The following is a 14,674-nucleotide window of genomic DNA, read 5'->3' as shown; positions in this document are numbered from 1 at the left end:
AAGCCAGGGGGTTTTCAGCTGTGGCTCACTCATTGCTCATCCGATTTCTCAGCCATTGCCCGACGTCGGAGCGACGACGCTCACCGGTCGGTGGGGGGGGAGGGGGGGGAGCGTCCGGCGCGCCACGGGCGGCGAAGAGGCCCTCTCAGGCGTCGAGGCGCGCTGAGGCGTCGAGGCGCGCTGAGGTCACATCAGGAAATCCGCACCAAATGCACCGCCGCACTTGCCCAGTCGCCCGGCGGCAGCTCGGGCAGCAGTCCGTAGTTGCTCAGTACCGCCGCGGAATGCACCGCGCCTGTGTGGGTGTCGCGGTAGTGGGCCGAGGGTGCGAGGCCGGTGAGGCGCAGGGGCCGGGGCGTGGTGCCGTGGCGTGGGGAACGCCGCCAGATCAGGAGCAGGGTTTCGTCGGCGCCCGCCGCCGTGTACTGCACCGCGGTCAGGCCGTCGTCGACCGGGCCGCGCGGTCGGTGCAGCGTCCCGTGCTGCACCAGGTGTCGTACGCGCTTGTACTGGGCGACTAGGCGTTCCCCTTCGGCCAGCTCGTCCTCGGTCCAGCGGGTCAGGTCGCCGCCGAGACCGAGGACCCCCGCCATGGCGACATGAAAGCGGAAGCGCAGCGGCACCGACCGGGCGGTGAGCTGGTTGGGCACGTCGGTCACCCAGGCGGCCATCGTCCGGGCCGGGTAGATCTGACCGTAGCCGTGCTGGATGAAGACCCGGTCCGCCGAGTCGGTGTTGTCCGACGTCCAGGCCTGGTCGGTGCGGGACAGCATCCCCAGGTCGACCCGGCCGCCACCGCCGCTGCACGTCTCGATCCGCAGGCCGGGATGGTCGGCGCGGAGGCGGTCGATGACGTCGTAGAGGTGGTGGACGTACGCGGTCCAGACGCGCTCCGAGCCGTCCGGCAGGTCGGGCCAGCCCGCCTCGCTGAACGGGCGGTTCATGTCCCACTTGAGGAAGTCGATCCCGTGCTCGCCCACCAGCCGGGTCAGCCAGCCGTGAGCCCAGTCCGCGACGTCGCGGCGGGCGAAGTTGAGCACGAGCTGGCTGCGCAGCTCGGTGCGGGTGCGGTGCGGGAAGTGCAGGACCCAGTCGGGGTGCCGGCGGTAGAGGTCGCTGTCCGGGTTGACCATCTCGGGCTCCACCCACAGCCCGAAGCGCATCCCGAGCCGGTGCACCTCGCTCACCAGGGGCGTGAGCCCGCGTGGGAAGCGGTCCGGTGAGGGCGTCCAGTCGCCGAGCCCGGCGGTCTCGCCGCGGCGCGCGCCGAACCAGCCGTCGTCCATGACGTAGAGCTCCGCGCCGAGCGCCGCCGCCCGGGTCGCCAGGGCCAGTTGCCCTTCCTCGCCGACGTCGAAGCCGGTGGCCTCCCAGGAGTTGTAGAGCACCGGTCGTAGCTCGTCGGGGTGGGGAAGCACATGGGCGAGGATGTAGGCGTGCCAGGCACGGCTCGTCGCGCCGAAGCCGCCGTCCGTGTACAGGCCGGCGTGTAGGGGGGAGGTGAACTCCTCGCCGGGGGCCAGGGGTTGGGTCATGCCCTCGTGGCCGGCGCCGCCGGTGAAGCCCGCCCTGCCGTCGGGGGCGCGCTGTACGGTGACGCGCCAGCTGCCGCTCCAGGCCAGGGCCGCGCTCCAGACCTGACCGTGGTCCTCGGTCGCTTCGCCCGCGTCGAGCATCACCCAGGGGTTCGCGTGATGGCTGGTGATGCCCCTGCGGCTGGTCAGCACCGTCTCGCCGAACGGCACGCGGTCCCGGCGCAGTTGCGTCTCGGCGGACCACTGCCCTGTGACGTGGCTGAGCCGGTAGTCGTCCCTGGCCGGCAGGGTCCATGCGGCGGAGTCGGCGCGCAGGAGTTGTACGGGCTGCTCACCGGTGTTGCGCAGCACGCACCAGCGTTCGATGACGTCGCTGTCGTCGTGGACGCGGTAGTGGAGCGCGATCTCCAACGGGTGGTGGCGGTCGCGGAACCCCAGGGCCAGTTCCGTCGATCCCGGAGCGGGCTCATGCACGCGGTGGCTTGACGCCTCCCATTCGAAGCCGCGCGTGCCGTCGGCGTAGCGCACCTGCAACGAGGGGGTCCCGTACCGCGCCCCGCCGTCGACGGGCAGTTCCTCGCCGACCGGTGGCCGGCCCTCGAAACTGCTGGCGGGCGGGGCCGGGGGAGCGGCGAGTTCCTGTGCCTCCGCCAGGGTCAGCCGTGGCCCCCACGCGAGATGGCAGGGCGCTCCCGTCTCGTCGATGCGCAGGGCGTACGACGTGCGCGGCGTACAGAGCAGCCAGACGCCGGTCTCGGGGGCGAAGGAGATCACAGGTCTGGATCCTCACGTTCGGGTAGCGCCTCGAGAACATGTTGCTGCCACATCCGCATCGCCCGCCACCCTCTTTCACACTCGCCTCTCCGGCTCGCCGTCTCCCTCCCGAACGGCGTCCCTGCCCTCATTCGGGCGTGAGAGTGGCCAGCGAGCGGTGGCTTTGCTGAAACAGCAAGGAAGCTTGCTGACTCCATGCGGCCGGGCGCACGGTGTCGGCATGACTGAGACGAATGAGCGAGACATTGCTGCGGCGGACGTCGACGTACTGGTGATCGGAGGCGGCGCGGCCGGTCTCTCGGCGGCGCTGACCCTGGCCCGGGCCAGGCGGTCCGTGCTGGTGGTGGACTCCGGTGAGCCGCGCAACGCTCCCGCCGACGGGATACACGGATTCCTTTCCCGCGAGGGCCTGGCACCGCGAGAGCTTCTGCGGATCGGCCGGGAGGAGATCGAGGGGTACGGCGGCCGGATCGTGTCGGACCTGGTGACGGGTGTGCGGCGAGCGGGCGAGCGCTTCGTCGTGGAGACCGCCGGTGGGCGCAGCCAGGGCGCGCGGCGCCTGCTGGTGACGACGGGGCTCGTCGATGAGCTGCCCGATGTGCCCGGCGTACGCGAGCGGTGGGGCCGTGACGTCCTGCACTGTCCCTACTGCCATGGCTGGGAGGTGCGCGACGAGCCGATCGGCGTCCTGGCGACCGGTCCGATGGCGACGCATCAGGCACTGCTGTTCCGCCAGTGGTCCGCGGAGGTGACTCTGTTCCTGCACACCGCGCCGGAGTTGACGGAGGAACAGTGGGAGGAGCTTGCCGCCCGTGGCATCGCGGTGGTCGACGGTGAGGTGACCGGCCTCGATGCCGAGGACGACCGGCTCTCCGGCGTACGTCTGGCCTCGGGCAGGAGTGTTCCGGTACGGGCTCTCGCCGTGGCGCCGCGGTTCCAGGCGCGCGGCTCGGTGCTCGCGGAACTCGGCCTGACGAGCGTCGACCACCCGAGGGGCGTGGGGAGTCACGTGGAGTCGGACGCGACCGGGTTCACGGGCGTCGCGGGGGTGTGGGCCGCGGGTAACGTCACCGACCTGGTGGCCGGAGTCATGGTGTCCGCAGCCGGTGGAACGACGGCGGCCATGGCGATCAACGCCGATCTGGTGGCCGCCGACACCGCGGCGGCGGTGTCGGCACGGCGGGCTCCAGACGTCTTCGGACCGGCCGCGGGGGCCGCCAACTGCCAGCGTGTGCTGGGAGAAAGGCGTCACGGGATCGAGTCCGTCCTGGCCGCCGGGAAGACGCTCCACGGCGAGACCGGACGCCGATGAAGGGCCACGGGAACGAGCGTCACCGCGGATGGCGCTATCCCGTTGAAGCCCGTCATTAATGCCACTGGGAGGCGACAACGAACCCGGATAGCTTCGGCGGTGATCACGCGAGCCCGGCGACGACCGGACGCGCACTGCCACCCGAAGGAACCCCATGCAGGTCATGCCGTATGTCGCACCGATCCTGATCGGCGTCCTCTACGCCCTCGTGATGTCTCTGATCCGCGAACCGAACCGGCGCCGCTTCAACGCGATCATGGTGGCCGGTGCGGGAGCGGCCTACCTCAGCGGCGGCGGCCTCGGGGGCTGGGAGTTCGTCTTCGCGGCCGCCGTCACCTACTGCGCCTACCGTGGCCTGGAGTCCTGGACCTTCATCGGCATCGGCTGGCTGCTCCACACCGGATGGGACGTGGTTCACCACCTCAAGGGCAATCCGATCGTCCCCTTCGCCCATGACTCGTCGCTGGGCTGCGCCATCTGCGATCCCGTCATCGCGCTCTGGTGCCTGCGCGGCGGCCCCTCGCTCATCGCCCTCGTCCGCGGCCGGACCGCACGGGCGCGGTGACCGGACACCGCCGTGCGAGGCTGTGCAAGAGCGTTCAGCCGGGGATCTGATTCGCTCTTCCAGGCATGTGTCGATCCCGAGGCCGTTCGTTCGACGTCATGATGAGAGCAGCAACTTCGAGGAAGAGGACGTCATGCCGAAGGTGCGCGTACACAACATCACCGTTTCGCTGGACGGCTTCGCCGCCGGGCCTCACCAACGCCTGGACGAACCCTTCGGGGACAACATCGAGGGGCTGCACGACTGGATGGTCGCCGCGATGCGCGACCGCGCCGACGGCAAGACGGGGATCGACGTCGACTGCCTCGAGCGCGGCGAGGAGAACATCGGCGCCACCATCATGGGCCGCAACATGTTCGGACCGCAGCGCGGGCCGTGGCAGGACGAGTCGTGGAAGGGCTGGTGGGGAGAGAATCCGCCCTACCACCACGACGTGTTCGTGCACACCCACCACCTGCGGCCCTCGCTCACGATGGAGGGCGGGACCACCTTCCATTTCACCGATGAACCCATCGAGACGGTCCTGGCACGCGCCTTCGAGGCGGCGGCGGGCCGGGACGTACGCATCGGAGGAGGTTCGGCCACCGTGCAGCAGTATCTGCGCGCGCGGCTGATCGACGAACTGCACCTCGTCGTCGTCCCCCTTCTCGTCGGCAGGGGCGAGCGGCTGCTGGACAACGTGGCCGACGGCATCGACGGCTATCGGGTGACCGGCCTGGTGAGTTCCACGGCGGCGACCCACGCCTACCTGACCCGCCGGTGACCGAACCGCGCGCCCGCCGAACAACGCTCCCGGGCGCGCGGGCAGTTGCGGCACTGTGGCCGATGCTGGCGGATTGCGTTACGCGCTCGCCGGGCGATCGCAATGTCGCCATCATCTCGCCGGTCGTCACGGTGACCGTGCGCTGACGCGGAGTTCCGCAGACCCGCCGGCCCGCTGCGGGCCGCCGGGGCGTAGGTGACGGCGCGCCTCAGGCCTCTGGGGCGCGCACGACGAGCAGGTAGTACTCCATGTGGTTTCGGCAGAAGGAGCGGTAGGGGGCCATGAGCGGATCGGTGTGGGCCAGGGCCTCCTTGCCGAACCGCTCCTCGATCTCGCCGCGCCGGTCCTCGTAGAGCACGCACATGAGCTCGCCGCACAGCACCGAGTTCGCGGTCATGTCCCGCACGGACTCCACGCGGAAGCCGGTCTGTTGGAGCTCGCCGACGAGTGTGGCGAAGGGCGTGAGCGGGGGACAGGACCACATGCGGGTGAAGGCCGCCACCTCCTGCGCGGTGGGGCTGCCGCGCAGGGCGAACTCCGTGAACAGGAATCGCCCGCCCGGCCGCAGCACCCGCAGGGCTTCCCGCAGCCCTGCGGGCCGGTCGGAGAGATGGGGAACGCAGTCGATGGACCAGGCGGCGTCGAAGGCCCCGTCCGCGTAGTCCAGTTGCATGGCGTTGCCATAGACGAAGTCCACCCGGTCCGCGAGGCCTTGCGCAACTCCCCGAGCGGTGAGGCGGTCCTGGCAGCGGGCGAGCTGGCTCTTGCTGACATTGATCCCGGTGACGCGGGCGCCGGTGCGCTCGGCCAGGTGGACGGCCGGGCCTCCGGTGCCGCAGCCGATGTCGAGAAGGTGCTCGTGGGGCGCCAGGCCGATGGTGTCGACGAGGAACTCCGTCTGCCGGTCCTGGGCGAGGTCGGCCATCGCGACCAAGGTGGAGACGGGCGGGTGTTGCCCGTGCGGCGCGTACATGCCGATGTGGAGGGCGGTCGACCCGAGCGTCATGGCGAGCATGTCGCCGAACTGGTCGTACATCGCCCCGACTTCCTCGGGGGTGGGGGCCGTCGAACCGCTTGCGCCGAGGTCTTCCACGGTCATGGTGCATCCCTTTCAGCGACGGGGCCGGTCAAGGAATTGCGCTCAAGCAAGGAACTGCGCTCAAGAAGACGGTGAAAGGCGCGTACGAAGTACGCGCCGGACCTAGGGACGCTAGCATCGGTCAGGCTCGCGTCGGAGCCTGGAAACCCGCCAAGCGTCGGGCGCCAAACGCCAAACGCCAAGCGTCGGGCGCCAAGCGCCAAGCGCCGAACCCCGAGCGTCGGTAGCCGGCACCGAACGCCTGGGGCCTGGCGACATGGCGACAAGTGCCGAGCGGCTCAGCCGCCCGGCTCCCGGCGGTCACTCGCGTTCCGTGCGCCCCGATGGTTCGGCGGGCCCCTCGGCGGCGGCGTGCGCGTCGACCTGCCGCTCCACCTCACGCGCCTCGTCGGTCAGCATCCGCAGCCTTGCCTCGGCCTGGTCCGCGCGGGCCTGGAGGCGGGCGGTGTCGTCGGCGATGACCTGGCAGGCCAGCTCCATCGCGGCGTCCACGTCCTCGGCTGAACCGCGCTCGGCCAGTTCCTCCAGGGCGCCCTTGACCGCGGGGATGCCGCCGCGGGAGTGGATGTCGTTCCAGAACTCGTAGTCCATCCGGGCAGTTTGCCGGATCGAGGACCGCGGAGCGAACCGCGGCAGTGGTCCCGACGCCACGCACAGGCCCGGCCTCCGGGGCGCGCCAGGCCCGCAGGCCGCGCAGGACCGTGTGGCACGCGGACGCCGCGCTGTCGGTCGCCTCGGAGCAGAGGCGACAGTGCGCGTGCTGCGGCGCGTGCTGGACGCACAGCTCGTGACTCTGCTCGCAGGCGACCGCACATTCCTCCAACTGGGCAGCCAGGAGCGCGGGACCGGCGTCCGTGCCCCGCGTCAGGACCAGTCGCGTGGCGGAGGCCACGTCGGCGCAGTTCAGATCGCGGTTGATCGCGGACCGTAGTTCGTCGGCCTCCTTCTGGGCGAGCATGCCGACCGCGCAGGCGGTCACGGCCAGTTCGCACGCGGAGAGGGCGTCGACGGCGGTGGCGAGGGTCTGGTTGTCGAGGTGGCCGGCGCGAGAGGCAAGGCTGTCGAACAACTCGCGTGTCTGGAGCATCGCGTCTCCCCTGCGGTCTTGAGGGGCCCAGGCCCGGGGGTTCCGGCCCAGAGGGCATCCGGTCTCTCGACGCCAGTCCTGCCCGGGACGCAGGTGAAGGGCACGGCGTACGCCCATCGCGGCGCACGGCGTACGGCGTACCGACGGATCCCGTGGCGGCCCGATCCTCGCTCGTGTGGCGCGCATCACATACTTCCTGTGCGTCGCCGGGAACTCTTTGGCCCCGTCGGCCGACTCCTGCACCGGCCCGATACGGCCGAACCGCGCCACCTTTCAGCCAGGAGAGCACCTCATGTCCGCCGAACCCACACTCCTCGCCCCGGACGACGGGCAGGAGACCCAGGGGGCACCGCCCTCCGCAGGACGGTCCGGATGGGCGTCGCTGCGTCCGCTCGTGCTGCGACTGCACTTCTACGCCGGGGTGTTCATCGCGCCCTTCCTGCTCGTCGCCGCCACCACGGGACTCCTGTACGCCTGCTCGTATCAGGCCGAGAAGATCGTGTACTCCCACGAACTGAGCGTCCCCGTCGGTGAGAACAAGACCGAGCTGCCGATCTCGGAACAGGTGGCCGCGGCCCGCGAGGCGCACCCCGAGGGCACTCTCAGCGCGGTGCGGCCCTCACCCGAGGACGGCGCGACGACCCGCGTGCTGCTGTCGGGAGCACCGGGAGTGGACGCCGACAAGACCCTCGCCGTGTTCGTGAACCCGTACAACGGCGAAGTGCGGGGCGCCCTGGAGCAGTACGGCTCAACCGGCGCGCTGCCGCTGCGCACCTGGATCGATGAGCTCCACCGCGACCTGCACCTGGGCGAGACGGGCCGGCTCTACAGCGAACTCGCCGCCAGCTGGCTGTGGGTCATCGCGGGCGGCGGCCTGGTGCTGTGGTTCGCGCGCAGGCGCTCCCAGCGCAAGCTGCGCGGGAGCACCGGCCGTCGGCGCACACTCTCGTTGCACGGCTCGGTGGGCGTGTGGGCCGCCGGTGGGCTGATCTTCCTCTCGGCGACGGGTCTGACCTGGTCGGCGTACGCCGGGCAGAGCGTCGGCGACCTGCGGGAGGCCATCGGGCAGACGACACCGGCGCTGACGGCGACCGCCGGGGGTGGAGGTGAGCATGCCGGGCACGGCGGATCGGGCTCGGGGGGCGCCGCCGACGGAGTGTGGCTCGACGCCGTTCTGAAGGCCGCCCGTGCCGAGGGGCTCTCCCATCCGGTGGAGGTCGTGCCGCCCGCCGACCCGTCGTCCGCGTACGTCGTCCGGCAGATCCAGCGCAGCTGGCCCGAGAAACAGGACTCCGTGGCGGTCGACCCGGCCACCGGTGAGGTGACCGAGGTGCTGCGCTTCTCCGACTATCCCGTGCTCGCCAAGCTGACCCGCTGGGGCATCGACGCGCACACCGGGACCCTCTTCGGGCTCGCCAACCAGATAGCCCTCGTCGCTCTCGCCCTCTGCCTGATCCTGATGATCATGTGGGGGTACTGCATGTGGTGGCAGCGCGGGCGCGGCAGTTCCTTCGGGCGTCCGCTGCCGCGCGGGGCGTGGCAACACGTTCCGGCGTATGTCGTGGTCCCGTTGATGGCGGCGATCGCCGTGCTCGGCTACTTCGTGCCGCTGCTCGGCATCCCGCTGGCGGCCTTCCTTGCCGTGGACATCGTGCTGGGGGAGATCGCCTACCGGCGCGGCAGGCGCGACTACGCCTGAGGTCCGCTCAGTCGTGGGTGACCGCGCCGCTGAGGTGGTGGTCGGCGAGGTTCAGGACCTCGTCGACCACGCGGCGCAGGTGCCCGTCGGGCGGGCCATAGACCATGCGTCGCCCTTCCTTGCGTACGGACACGAGTCCGGCGAGGCGCAGTTTGGCCAGGTGTTGGCTGACCGCCGGGCGAGCGGCGCCGCACGCGGCGGTCAGCGTCATGACGTCCGCCTCGCCCTTGGCGAGGGTGTGCAGCAGGGCAAGGCGCGTGCGGTCGGCCAGGAGGCCGAGTACCTCGGCCGCGTGGGTGTAGTGCTCGGCGCCCGGCTCTTGCGGGTGCGCATCGTGCGCAGGTGAGAGGTGCATGCGTGCGCTCATACGCACATAATGGATGCGGGCGCCTCGCGGTGTCCACTCTCCGTCCCGCGTCGGAAGGTCGTACACGTGAGTGAGCAGCACGGACATGCGAGTGCGGAGGACGGGCTCGTGAGGTCCCAGGACGGGCACGGAAGCGCGCAGGACGGGCACCCGCACCCTTCCCACGAGCACCACCACGGCCACGGCGGTGCCGCGGACCGGTCGGCCCGGTGGCGTCACAAGCTCGGACACGTGGTGAAGCCGCACTCGCACGAGTCCGCCGACAAGGTCGACCCGGCGCTGGAATCGTCCGCGCGCGGTATGCGCGCGCTGTGGATCTCGCTGGCCGTCCTGGGCGTGACGGCCGTGGCCCAAGCGGGGATCGTGGTGCTCACCGGTTCCGTCGCGCTGCTTGGCGACACCGTGCACAACGCGGCGGACGCGCTGACCGCGATCCCCCTCGGCATCGCCTTCGTCCTGGGCCGCCGGGCCGCCACCCGTCGCTTCACCTACGGCTACGGCCGCGCGGAGGACCTCGCGGGCATCGTCATCCTCCTGACCATCGCGGCGTCGGCCGCTTTCGCGGCCTGGGCGGCGGTCGACCGGCTGCTCAACCCCCGTACGCTCGAGCACCTCTGGGTGGTGGCCGCCGCTGCCGTCATCGGCTTCATCGGCAACGAATGGGTCGCGCGCTACCGCATCCGCGTCGGCCGCGAGATCGGCTCGGCCGCCCTGGTCGCCGACGGCCTGCATGCCCGGACGGACGGATTCACCTCACTCGCTGTCCTGTTGAGCGCGGGCGGCGCCGCACTGGGCTGGCGGCTCGCCGACCCGATCGTGGGCCTGCTGATCACCGCGGCCATCCTGCTCGTCCTGCGGGACGCGGCGCGCGAGGTGTTCCGCCGGGTGATGGACGCCGTGGACCCGGCCCTGGTCGACGCGGCGGAGGAGGCGCTCCTGACGGTCCCCGGCGTACGCGGCGTGGGTGAGCTGCGCCTTCGCTGGATCGGTCACAGGCTGCGCGCGGAGGTGGCGGTCGTGGTGGACGGGGAGCTGACGGTGCGGGAGGCGCACGAGGTCGCGGTCGGCGCGGAGCACGCCTTGCTGCACGCGGTGCCGAGGCTGACGGCGGCGCTGGTGCATGCTGACCCGGCGGTGGTGCCCGGGGTGCCGGATCCGCACGTGGTGCTCGCGCATCATGGGGTGGGTTAGCGGGGTGTCCGGTGCGCGGAGCTGTCGGGGCTGAGGTCGCGGTTTTCGCGGGGTTCGCGCTGCTGCACGCGGTGCCGGAGCCGGCCGCGGTGTGGGGCGGGCTCTCCCGTCGGGTGCCTTTCGAAGAGCGGTGCGCCTAGTCTCTGAGGTGTGCTGAGCATCGTTGATGATCTGGCCGGGTTCGGACCGCTGCGCGTGTGCGCCCACGCGCAGTCGGCCGACGATCCGGACGACCTGACCGGTCTGCGCGTGCTGCTCGTCGCGGACGTGCTGGCCCGCGTGGCCGAACTGCGCGGCCGGACCGTCCTGATCGGCTGGACCTGCCCGCCGGTCGCGGCGGCCGACGCCGCCGGTATCCGTCCGGCCGACGCCCACGGCACCGTCGAAGAGATCACCGAAGCCCTCGGCGGCTCACCGACCGTGCACCTCACCAGCCGTACGTACGAAGGAGCCGCGGGGCTGTCGCTCCACGTCGGCGAGGCCGCCACCACGCCAGACGCGGATCCAGGGGCGGACGCGGGCCAGGAAGAGGGCCGGGACGCGCTCGCCCTGCGGCTGCTCTTGCTGGGCCGCCCGCACCACGAGCCCGTCGACGTATCGGCGCGGAGCGTCGACGCCGCCGCTGAGCAGCTGGCCAACTGGCGCAGGTCGGTGGCCGCGTGGGCGGACGAGCCGTCCAAAGCGATGCCCGCCGAGTTGGTCGAAAGGGCCCACGCTGCCCTGGAGAACGGTCTCGACACCGCGGCCGTGGTGAGGCTCCTCGGCGGTTTGGAGACGGTCGCCGACGTTCCGGCGGGCGCCAAGTTCGAGACGTTCGCCCACCTCGATCGCGTACTCGGGCTTGAAGTGGTCCGCGATGTGGGCCGTTCGCACTCCGCCGAGCTGTACCGCTGACCGGTGTCCGCGTCGGCGGTTGCCGGATCAGGGCAAGGTGATCCGGTGATCCCGATGGTCCTGCGCACCATCGAGCGCCTCGTGGCCCTGGACGCCGTCTCCGGCGCGACCTCCGCGATGCCCGTGGCGCGCGACGCCATGCGGCGCATCCCGGAGCTGCGCGCCGATCCCGGCAGCCTTCGTACGCGGCACAGCGACGTGCTCGCGGCCCTCGCCGAGCTGTGTGAAGTCATCGGGTGGATCCTCTTCGACGCGGGGTTCTACCGCGAGGCCCACCGGATGAACGCACGGGCACTGGCCCTGGCAGAGCTCTGCGGTGACCGCTGGACGGCGCGCTTCGTCCTGCTGAACGACAGCATGCTCCAGGCCCATACGGGAGCGCCGCGCACCGCCCTGCGGAGCGCGGTCCGTGTGCCTGGCACGCGAGCGCTCCCCGCCAGGGTCAGCAGCCTGGTCCTGATCCGCCGGGCGCACGCGATCGCCATGCTCGGCGGCCACGGTGACTCCCTCGACCTGGTGGCCCGCGCCCGGAGCCGGTTCCTTGACGGCATCTCGCGCCACGATCCGCCCTGGGCCTGGTGGATCGACCGGACCGAACTGCTCGGCCACCACGGCTGGGTCCTGGCCCGGCTGCGCCGATGGGACCAGGCCATCCCCCTCCTGCACGAGGCGGCCACCGCACCCGGCCCCTCCTACCGGAACCTCTTTACCGCGCAGCTCCTGTCTGCCCTGGCACGAGCGGGAGCCCGGCGGGAGGCGGAGGACCTCATCGCCGAAGTCGCTCCCCGCGCCGCCCGCATCGGGTCCGTACGGACGATCCAGACACTGGGAAGGACGGCGACCCATCTGCTGAGCAGCCCCGATGCCCCCGCGCCCCTGCGGGAGGCGGCAGTGTTCCTCCTGGAGAGCTTGCCCACGCCGGATGCCGTCAGCCCAGGCTCACAGCGCGCGAAGCTCTGACGGCCGCGCCGGTGGTCGCGTAGTCGAGGGGTCGGGTTCAGACCCGTGAAGTCTTTCCCGACCGCCCCGCGACCGGCACCTCCAGCGGCCGGGCAAGGCCCACCACGCCTTCGTCGAGGCGTTGCAGATGGCGCAGCACACGGTAGGTCACGGTGCCCGAGCGGGGGGCGCCTGAGCCCTCGGCCTCCAGCATCGAGGCGATGCTGGCGCCCGACTCGACCTCGCCGGTGGCCTTGTCGTCCGCCACGTACGCGGCGATGACCTCGATGTTGTGGGCGATGCGCAGACCGGCGCGTTCGAGGCGCGGATCGGCCGCGACGTTCTTGCTGTACGGCACGAGCTCGGCCGTCGCCGCCAGGGAACGGGCGTGGTAGGCGCAGGTTTCCAGGAGCGCCACCAGGTAGCGGGCGGTCCTGCGGCGGCCGCGCAGCGGGGTGATCGGATGGGTCAACGGCTGGATGGAGGCGCGCAGATCGTCCAGCGCGGTGTCCAGGTCCCGCGCCTTGTCCAGGAGATCGGCCGCCGGGCCGCCACTGAGCTGCTCGACCGACGCGGAGATGACGTCGGCGAGGCGGGACAGGACCGTGTTCAGGAGATCGTCGGTGCGGCGGTCGGTGTGCACCGGCAGCACGAGGACCGCCGCGATGATGCCGCAGGCGGCTCCGAGCGCCGTCTCCTCGATGCGCAGCCAGAGCACCGCGAGGCTGTAGGTGTTCAGGAGGGTGTAGAGCAGACCCAGCATCGCCGTGACGAAGAAGGACATGAGCGCGTACGACAGGGGAGCGGTGAAGAACATCGCGAAGATGAAGAGCAGGACCAGCGCGAACGCGACCCAGGTGTGATTGCCGACCAGACCCGCGAGCGCCACACCGGCGACGACCCCGAGGACCGTGCCCAGGAGCCGTCGGTAGCCCTTGACCAGGATCTCGCCCGTGGACGCGGTGTTGAGGAAGACCACCCAGCAGGTGAGCACCGCCCAGTACCAGCGCTGGGTGGAGAGGAACTCGCCGCCGATGATGGCCAGGGTCGAGCCCACCGAGACCTGGAACGCGGCCCTGGTGGTGGGGCGACGCAGGCCGGTGCGGTCGTCCTCCTCGGGTTCGGCGCCCTCCTCGGCACCGGCGATCGCGATGTCCTCGGCGTCGAACTCCTCGCGGGAGCGGGTCGTCGCCGGTGAGTCGTCGGACTCGTCCTGAGGACCGTCAAGGGCGATCCGCAGGCCGAGGACGGCGCGGGCCGCCTCACCGATGCCGCGGAAGACGTCCTGGACGGCCATGGAGGCCCGCGGCAGATTGTCCTCGTCGCGGTAGCCGAGCAGCCGGTTGCGTACGTGGGCGAGGCCCGTGCCCCGGTCGTCCGCCACCGGGCGGCCGACCAGCAGGTGCAGCGCGTTCAGGTCCCGGCGCAGGGTGACGGTCGCGTCGTCCTCGGCACGGATGCGCGTCCCCGTCGCCGGTACGGGCGCGTACGGAAGGTGCAGGGTGAGGGTGTCCGCGCGTTCGGCGCTGCGCGCGTTCAGGAGGAGCACGCCGAGGCGTTCGGCGGCGATCTCGGCGTCCGCCACGCGGCGCTGGACCAGCGTCGCCGTCGCCGCGTCGGGGGTGCCCTCCTCCAGCCGGCCCTGGATCATCAGGGCCGTCTCGTGCAGCCGGGAGGTGCCGCGCCGCAGTTCGGTGAGGACCTTCTCCAACTGCTCGGGCGGGGCGTCGAGAAGCTCGATCTGCGTGGCCACCAGCTGCGCGAACCGTGCCCTGAAGGCGACACGCAGCCGCCCCAGGTCACGCCCCGGCGTCTCCGGCACGACGGCGAACCGTACGACAGCGCTGCACACGAAGGCGACCGCCAGGGCCAGGCACAGGCCGGGCAGGGCGGACGCCGTGGCGCCCACGAAGAGGGAGACGAAGTAGACCTGAAAGCCGATCAGGCCGAGGGCGGTGCCCCGATCGCCGAACCGGCGGCTGTAGACGGCGCCGAAGATCAGCGCGACGAAGAAGATGTCACCCGCGATGACCTGGTCGTGCAGCAGGGCACCCAGAGAGATCGCCGCGATCGCGACGGGCAGACCGAGCGCGAGCGTGATCGCCTGGCCGCGCACCTCCTTCTCCTTGATGGCGAAGGTCGAGACCATCGCGGTCATGGCGCCCGCGACCATATGGGTGACGTCGGTGCCGAGCAGCGCGAGGACGACGAGCGTGAGCGCGATCGCACCGACCGTCCGCAGCCCCGCCATCAGCCGCAGAAGCCCCGGGTCCGAGGCCACGAAGCGGTCCCATGTGCCGGTCCTGGTCCGCCGTCTCACTGCGCTCACACCCTCATCGCCGCTGTTCAGGCGGAGATTCTGTCACGACGGGGTTCAACCGGGGCTTGAGGGTTCACAGCGTGATACGCGCGGGCCGCCGACGGGAAGAAGGGCAAAGTCTCCGGGGCG

The 14,674-nt window shown here is 71.3% G+C and carries 12 protein-coding genes; 7 read left to right on the top strand and 5 right to left on the bottom strand.

Annotated features, from left to right (window positions below; genetic code table 11):
* Nucleotides 1–191: 191 nt before the first annotated feature.
* The gene (locus AB0I94_RS22580; protein ID WP_363311384.1) at nt 192–2,309 is read right to left on the bottom strand and encodes an alpha-galactosidase; all 2,118 of its coding nucleotides are present in this window, start codon (nt 2,307–2,309) and stop codon (nt 192–194) included.
* Between the two features lie 220 nt (nt 2,310–2,529).
* Between AB0I94_RS22580 and AB0I94_RS22575 the strand changes: the two genes are divergently transcribed.
* The 3 genes from AB0I94_RS22575 (at nt 2,530) to AB0I94_RS22565 (ending at nt 4,949) form a co-directional block, all read left to right on the top strand.
* Complete coding sequence (locus tag AB0I94_RS22575) at nt 2,530–3,621, top strand: NAD(P)/FAD-dependent oxidoreductase (protein ID WP_363311383.1); 1,092 nt, start codon at nt 2,530–2,532, stop codon at nt 3,619–3,621.
* A gap of 163 nt (nt 3,622–3,784) precedes the next feature.
* Nucleotides 3,785–4,186 (top strand): DUF6010 family protein, encoded by a 402-nt coding sequence (locus AB0I94_RS22570; RefSeq protein ID WP_363311382.1) that lies wholly within the window; start codon nt 3,785–3,787, stop codon nt 4,184–4,186.
* 133 nt (nt 4,187–4,319) lie between these two features.
* Nucleotides 4,320–4,949 (top strand): dihydrofolate reductase family protein, encoded by a 630-nt coding sequence (locus tag AB0I94_RS22565; RefSeq protein WP_363311381.1) that lies wholly within the window; start codon nt 4,320–4,322, stop codon nt 4,947–4,949.
* A gap of 208 nt (nt 4,950–5,157) precedes the next feature.
* On the opposite strand, the gene AB0I94_RS22560 is transcribed toward AB0I94_RS22565, so the two are convergent.
* Together AB0I94_RS22560 and AB0I94_RS22555 are read right to left on the bottom strand one after the other, a co-directional pair.
* Complete coding sequence (locus AB0I94_RS22560) at nt 5,158–6,048, bottom strand: class I SAM-dependent methyltransferase (protein ID WP_363311380.1); 891 nt, start codon at nt 6,046–6,048, stop codon at nt 5,158–5,160.
* A gap of 300 nt (nt 6,049–6,348) precedes the next feature.
* Nucleotides 6,349–6,639, bottom strand: coding sequence for a hypothetical protein (locus AB0I94_RS22555; RefSeq protein WP_363311379.1), 291 nt, complete (start codon nt 6,637–6,639; stop codon nt 6,349–6,351).
* 788 nt (nt 6,640–7,427) lie between these two features.
* Here AB0I94_RS22555 and AB0I94_RS22550 point away from each other — a divergent pair.
* Nucleotides 7,428–8,834: a PepSY domain-containing protein gene (locus AB0I94_RS22550; RefSeq protein WP_363311378.1), complete on the top strand. Its 1,407-nt coding sequence runs from the start codon at nt 7,428–7,430 to the stop codon at nt 8,832–8,834.
* A gap of 7 nt (nt 8,835–8,841) precedes the next feature.
* On the opposite strand, the gene AB0I94_RS22545 is transcribed toward AB0I94_RS22550, so the two are convergent.
* A complete protein-coding gene (locus tag AB0I94_RS22545) occupies nt 8,842–9,201 on the bottom strand; it encodes a metalloregulator ArsR/SmtB family transcription factor (protein WP_363311376.1) in 360 nt (119 codons plus the stop codon).
* A 108-nt stretch (nt 9,202–9,309) separates the two neighbouring features.
* On the opposite strand from AB0I94_RS22545, the gene AB0I94_RS22540 reads away from it, so the two are divergent.
* The 3 genes from AB0I94_RS22540 to AB0I94_RS22530 all read left to right on the top strand — a co-directional run bounded on the left by AB0I94_RS22540 (nt 9,310) and on the right by AB0I94_RS22530 (nt 12,246).
* Nucleotides 9,310–10,392, top strand: coding sequence for a cation diffusion facilitator family transporter (locus AB0I94_RS22540; RefSeq protein WP_363311443.1), 1,083 nt, complete (start codon nt 9,310–9,312; stop codon nt 10,390–10,392).
* 150 nt (nt 10,393–10,542) lie between these two features.
* The gene (locus AB0I94_RS22535) at nt 10,543–11,286 is read left to right on the top strand and encodes a hypothetical protein (RefSeq protein ID WP_363311375.1); all 744 of its coding nucleotides are present in this window, start codon (nt 10,543–10,545) and stop codon (nt 11,284–11,286) included.
* 54 nt (nt 11,287–11,340) lie between these two features.
* Nucleotides 11,341–12,246: a DNA-binding protein gene (locus AB0I94_RS22530; protein WP_363311442.1), complete on the top strand. Its 906-nt coding sequence runs from the start codon at nt 11,341–11,343 to the stop codon at nt 12,244–12,246.
* A gap of 37 nt (nt 12,247–12,283) precedes the next feature.
* On the opposite strand, the gene AB0I94_RS22525 is transcribed toward AB0I94_RS22530, so the two are convergent.
* Complete coding sequence (locus AB0I94_RS22525; RefSeq protein WP_363311441.1) at nt 12,284–14,476, bottom strand: FUSC family protein; 2,193 nt, start codon at nt 14,474–14,476, stop codon at nt 12,284–12,286.
* Nucleotides 14,477–14,674 lie beyond the last annotated feature (198 nt).

Source organism: Streptomyces sp. NPDC050147 (assembly GCF_040660195.1).
Lineage (GTDB): Bacteria > Actinomycetota > Actinomycetes > Streptomycetales > Streptomycetaceae > Streptomyces.
Note: the sequence above shows the minus strand (reverse complement) of the source record. Positions and strands in the feature narration are given on the sequence as shown.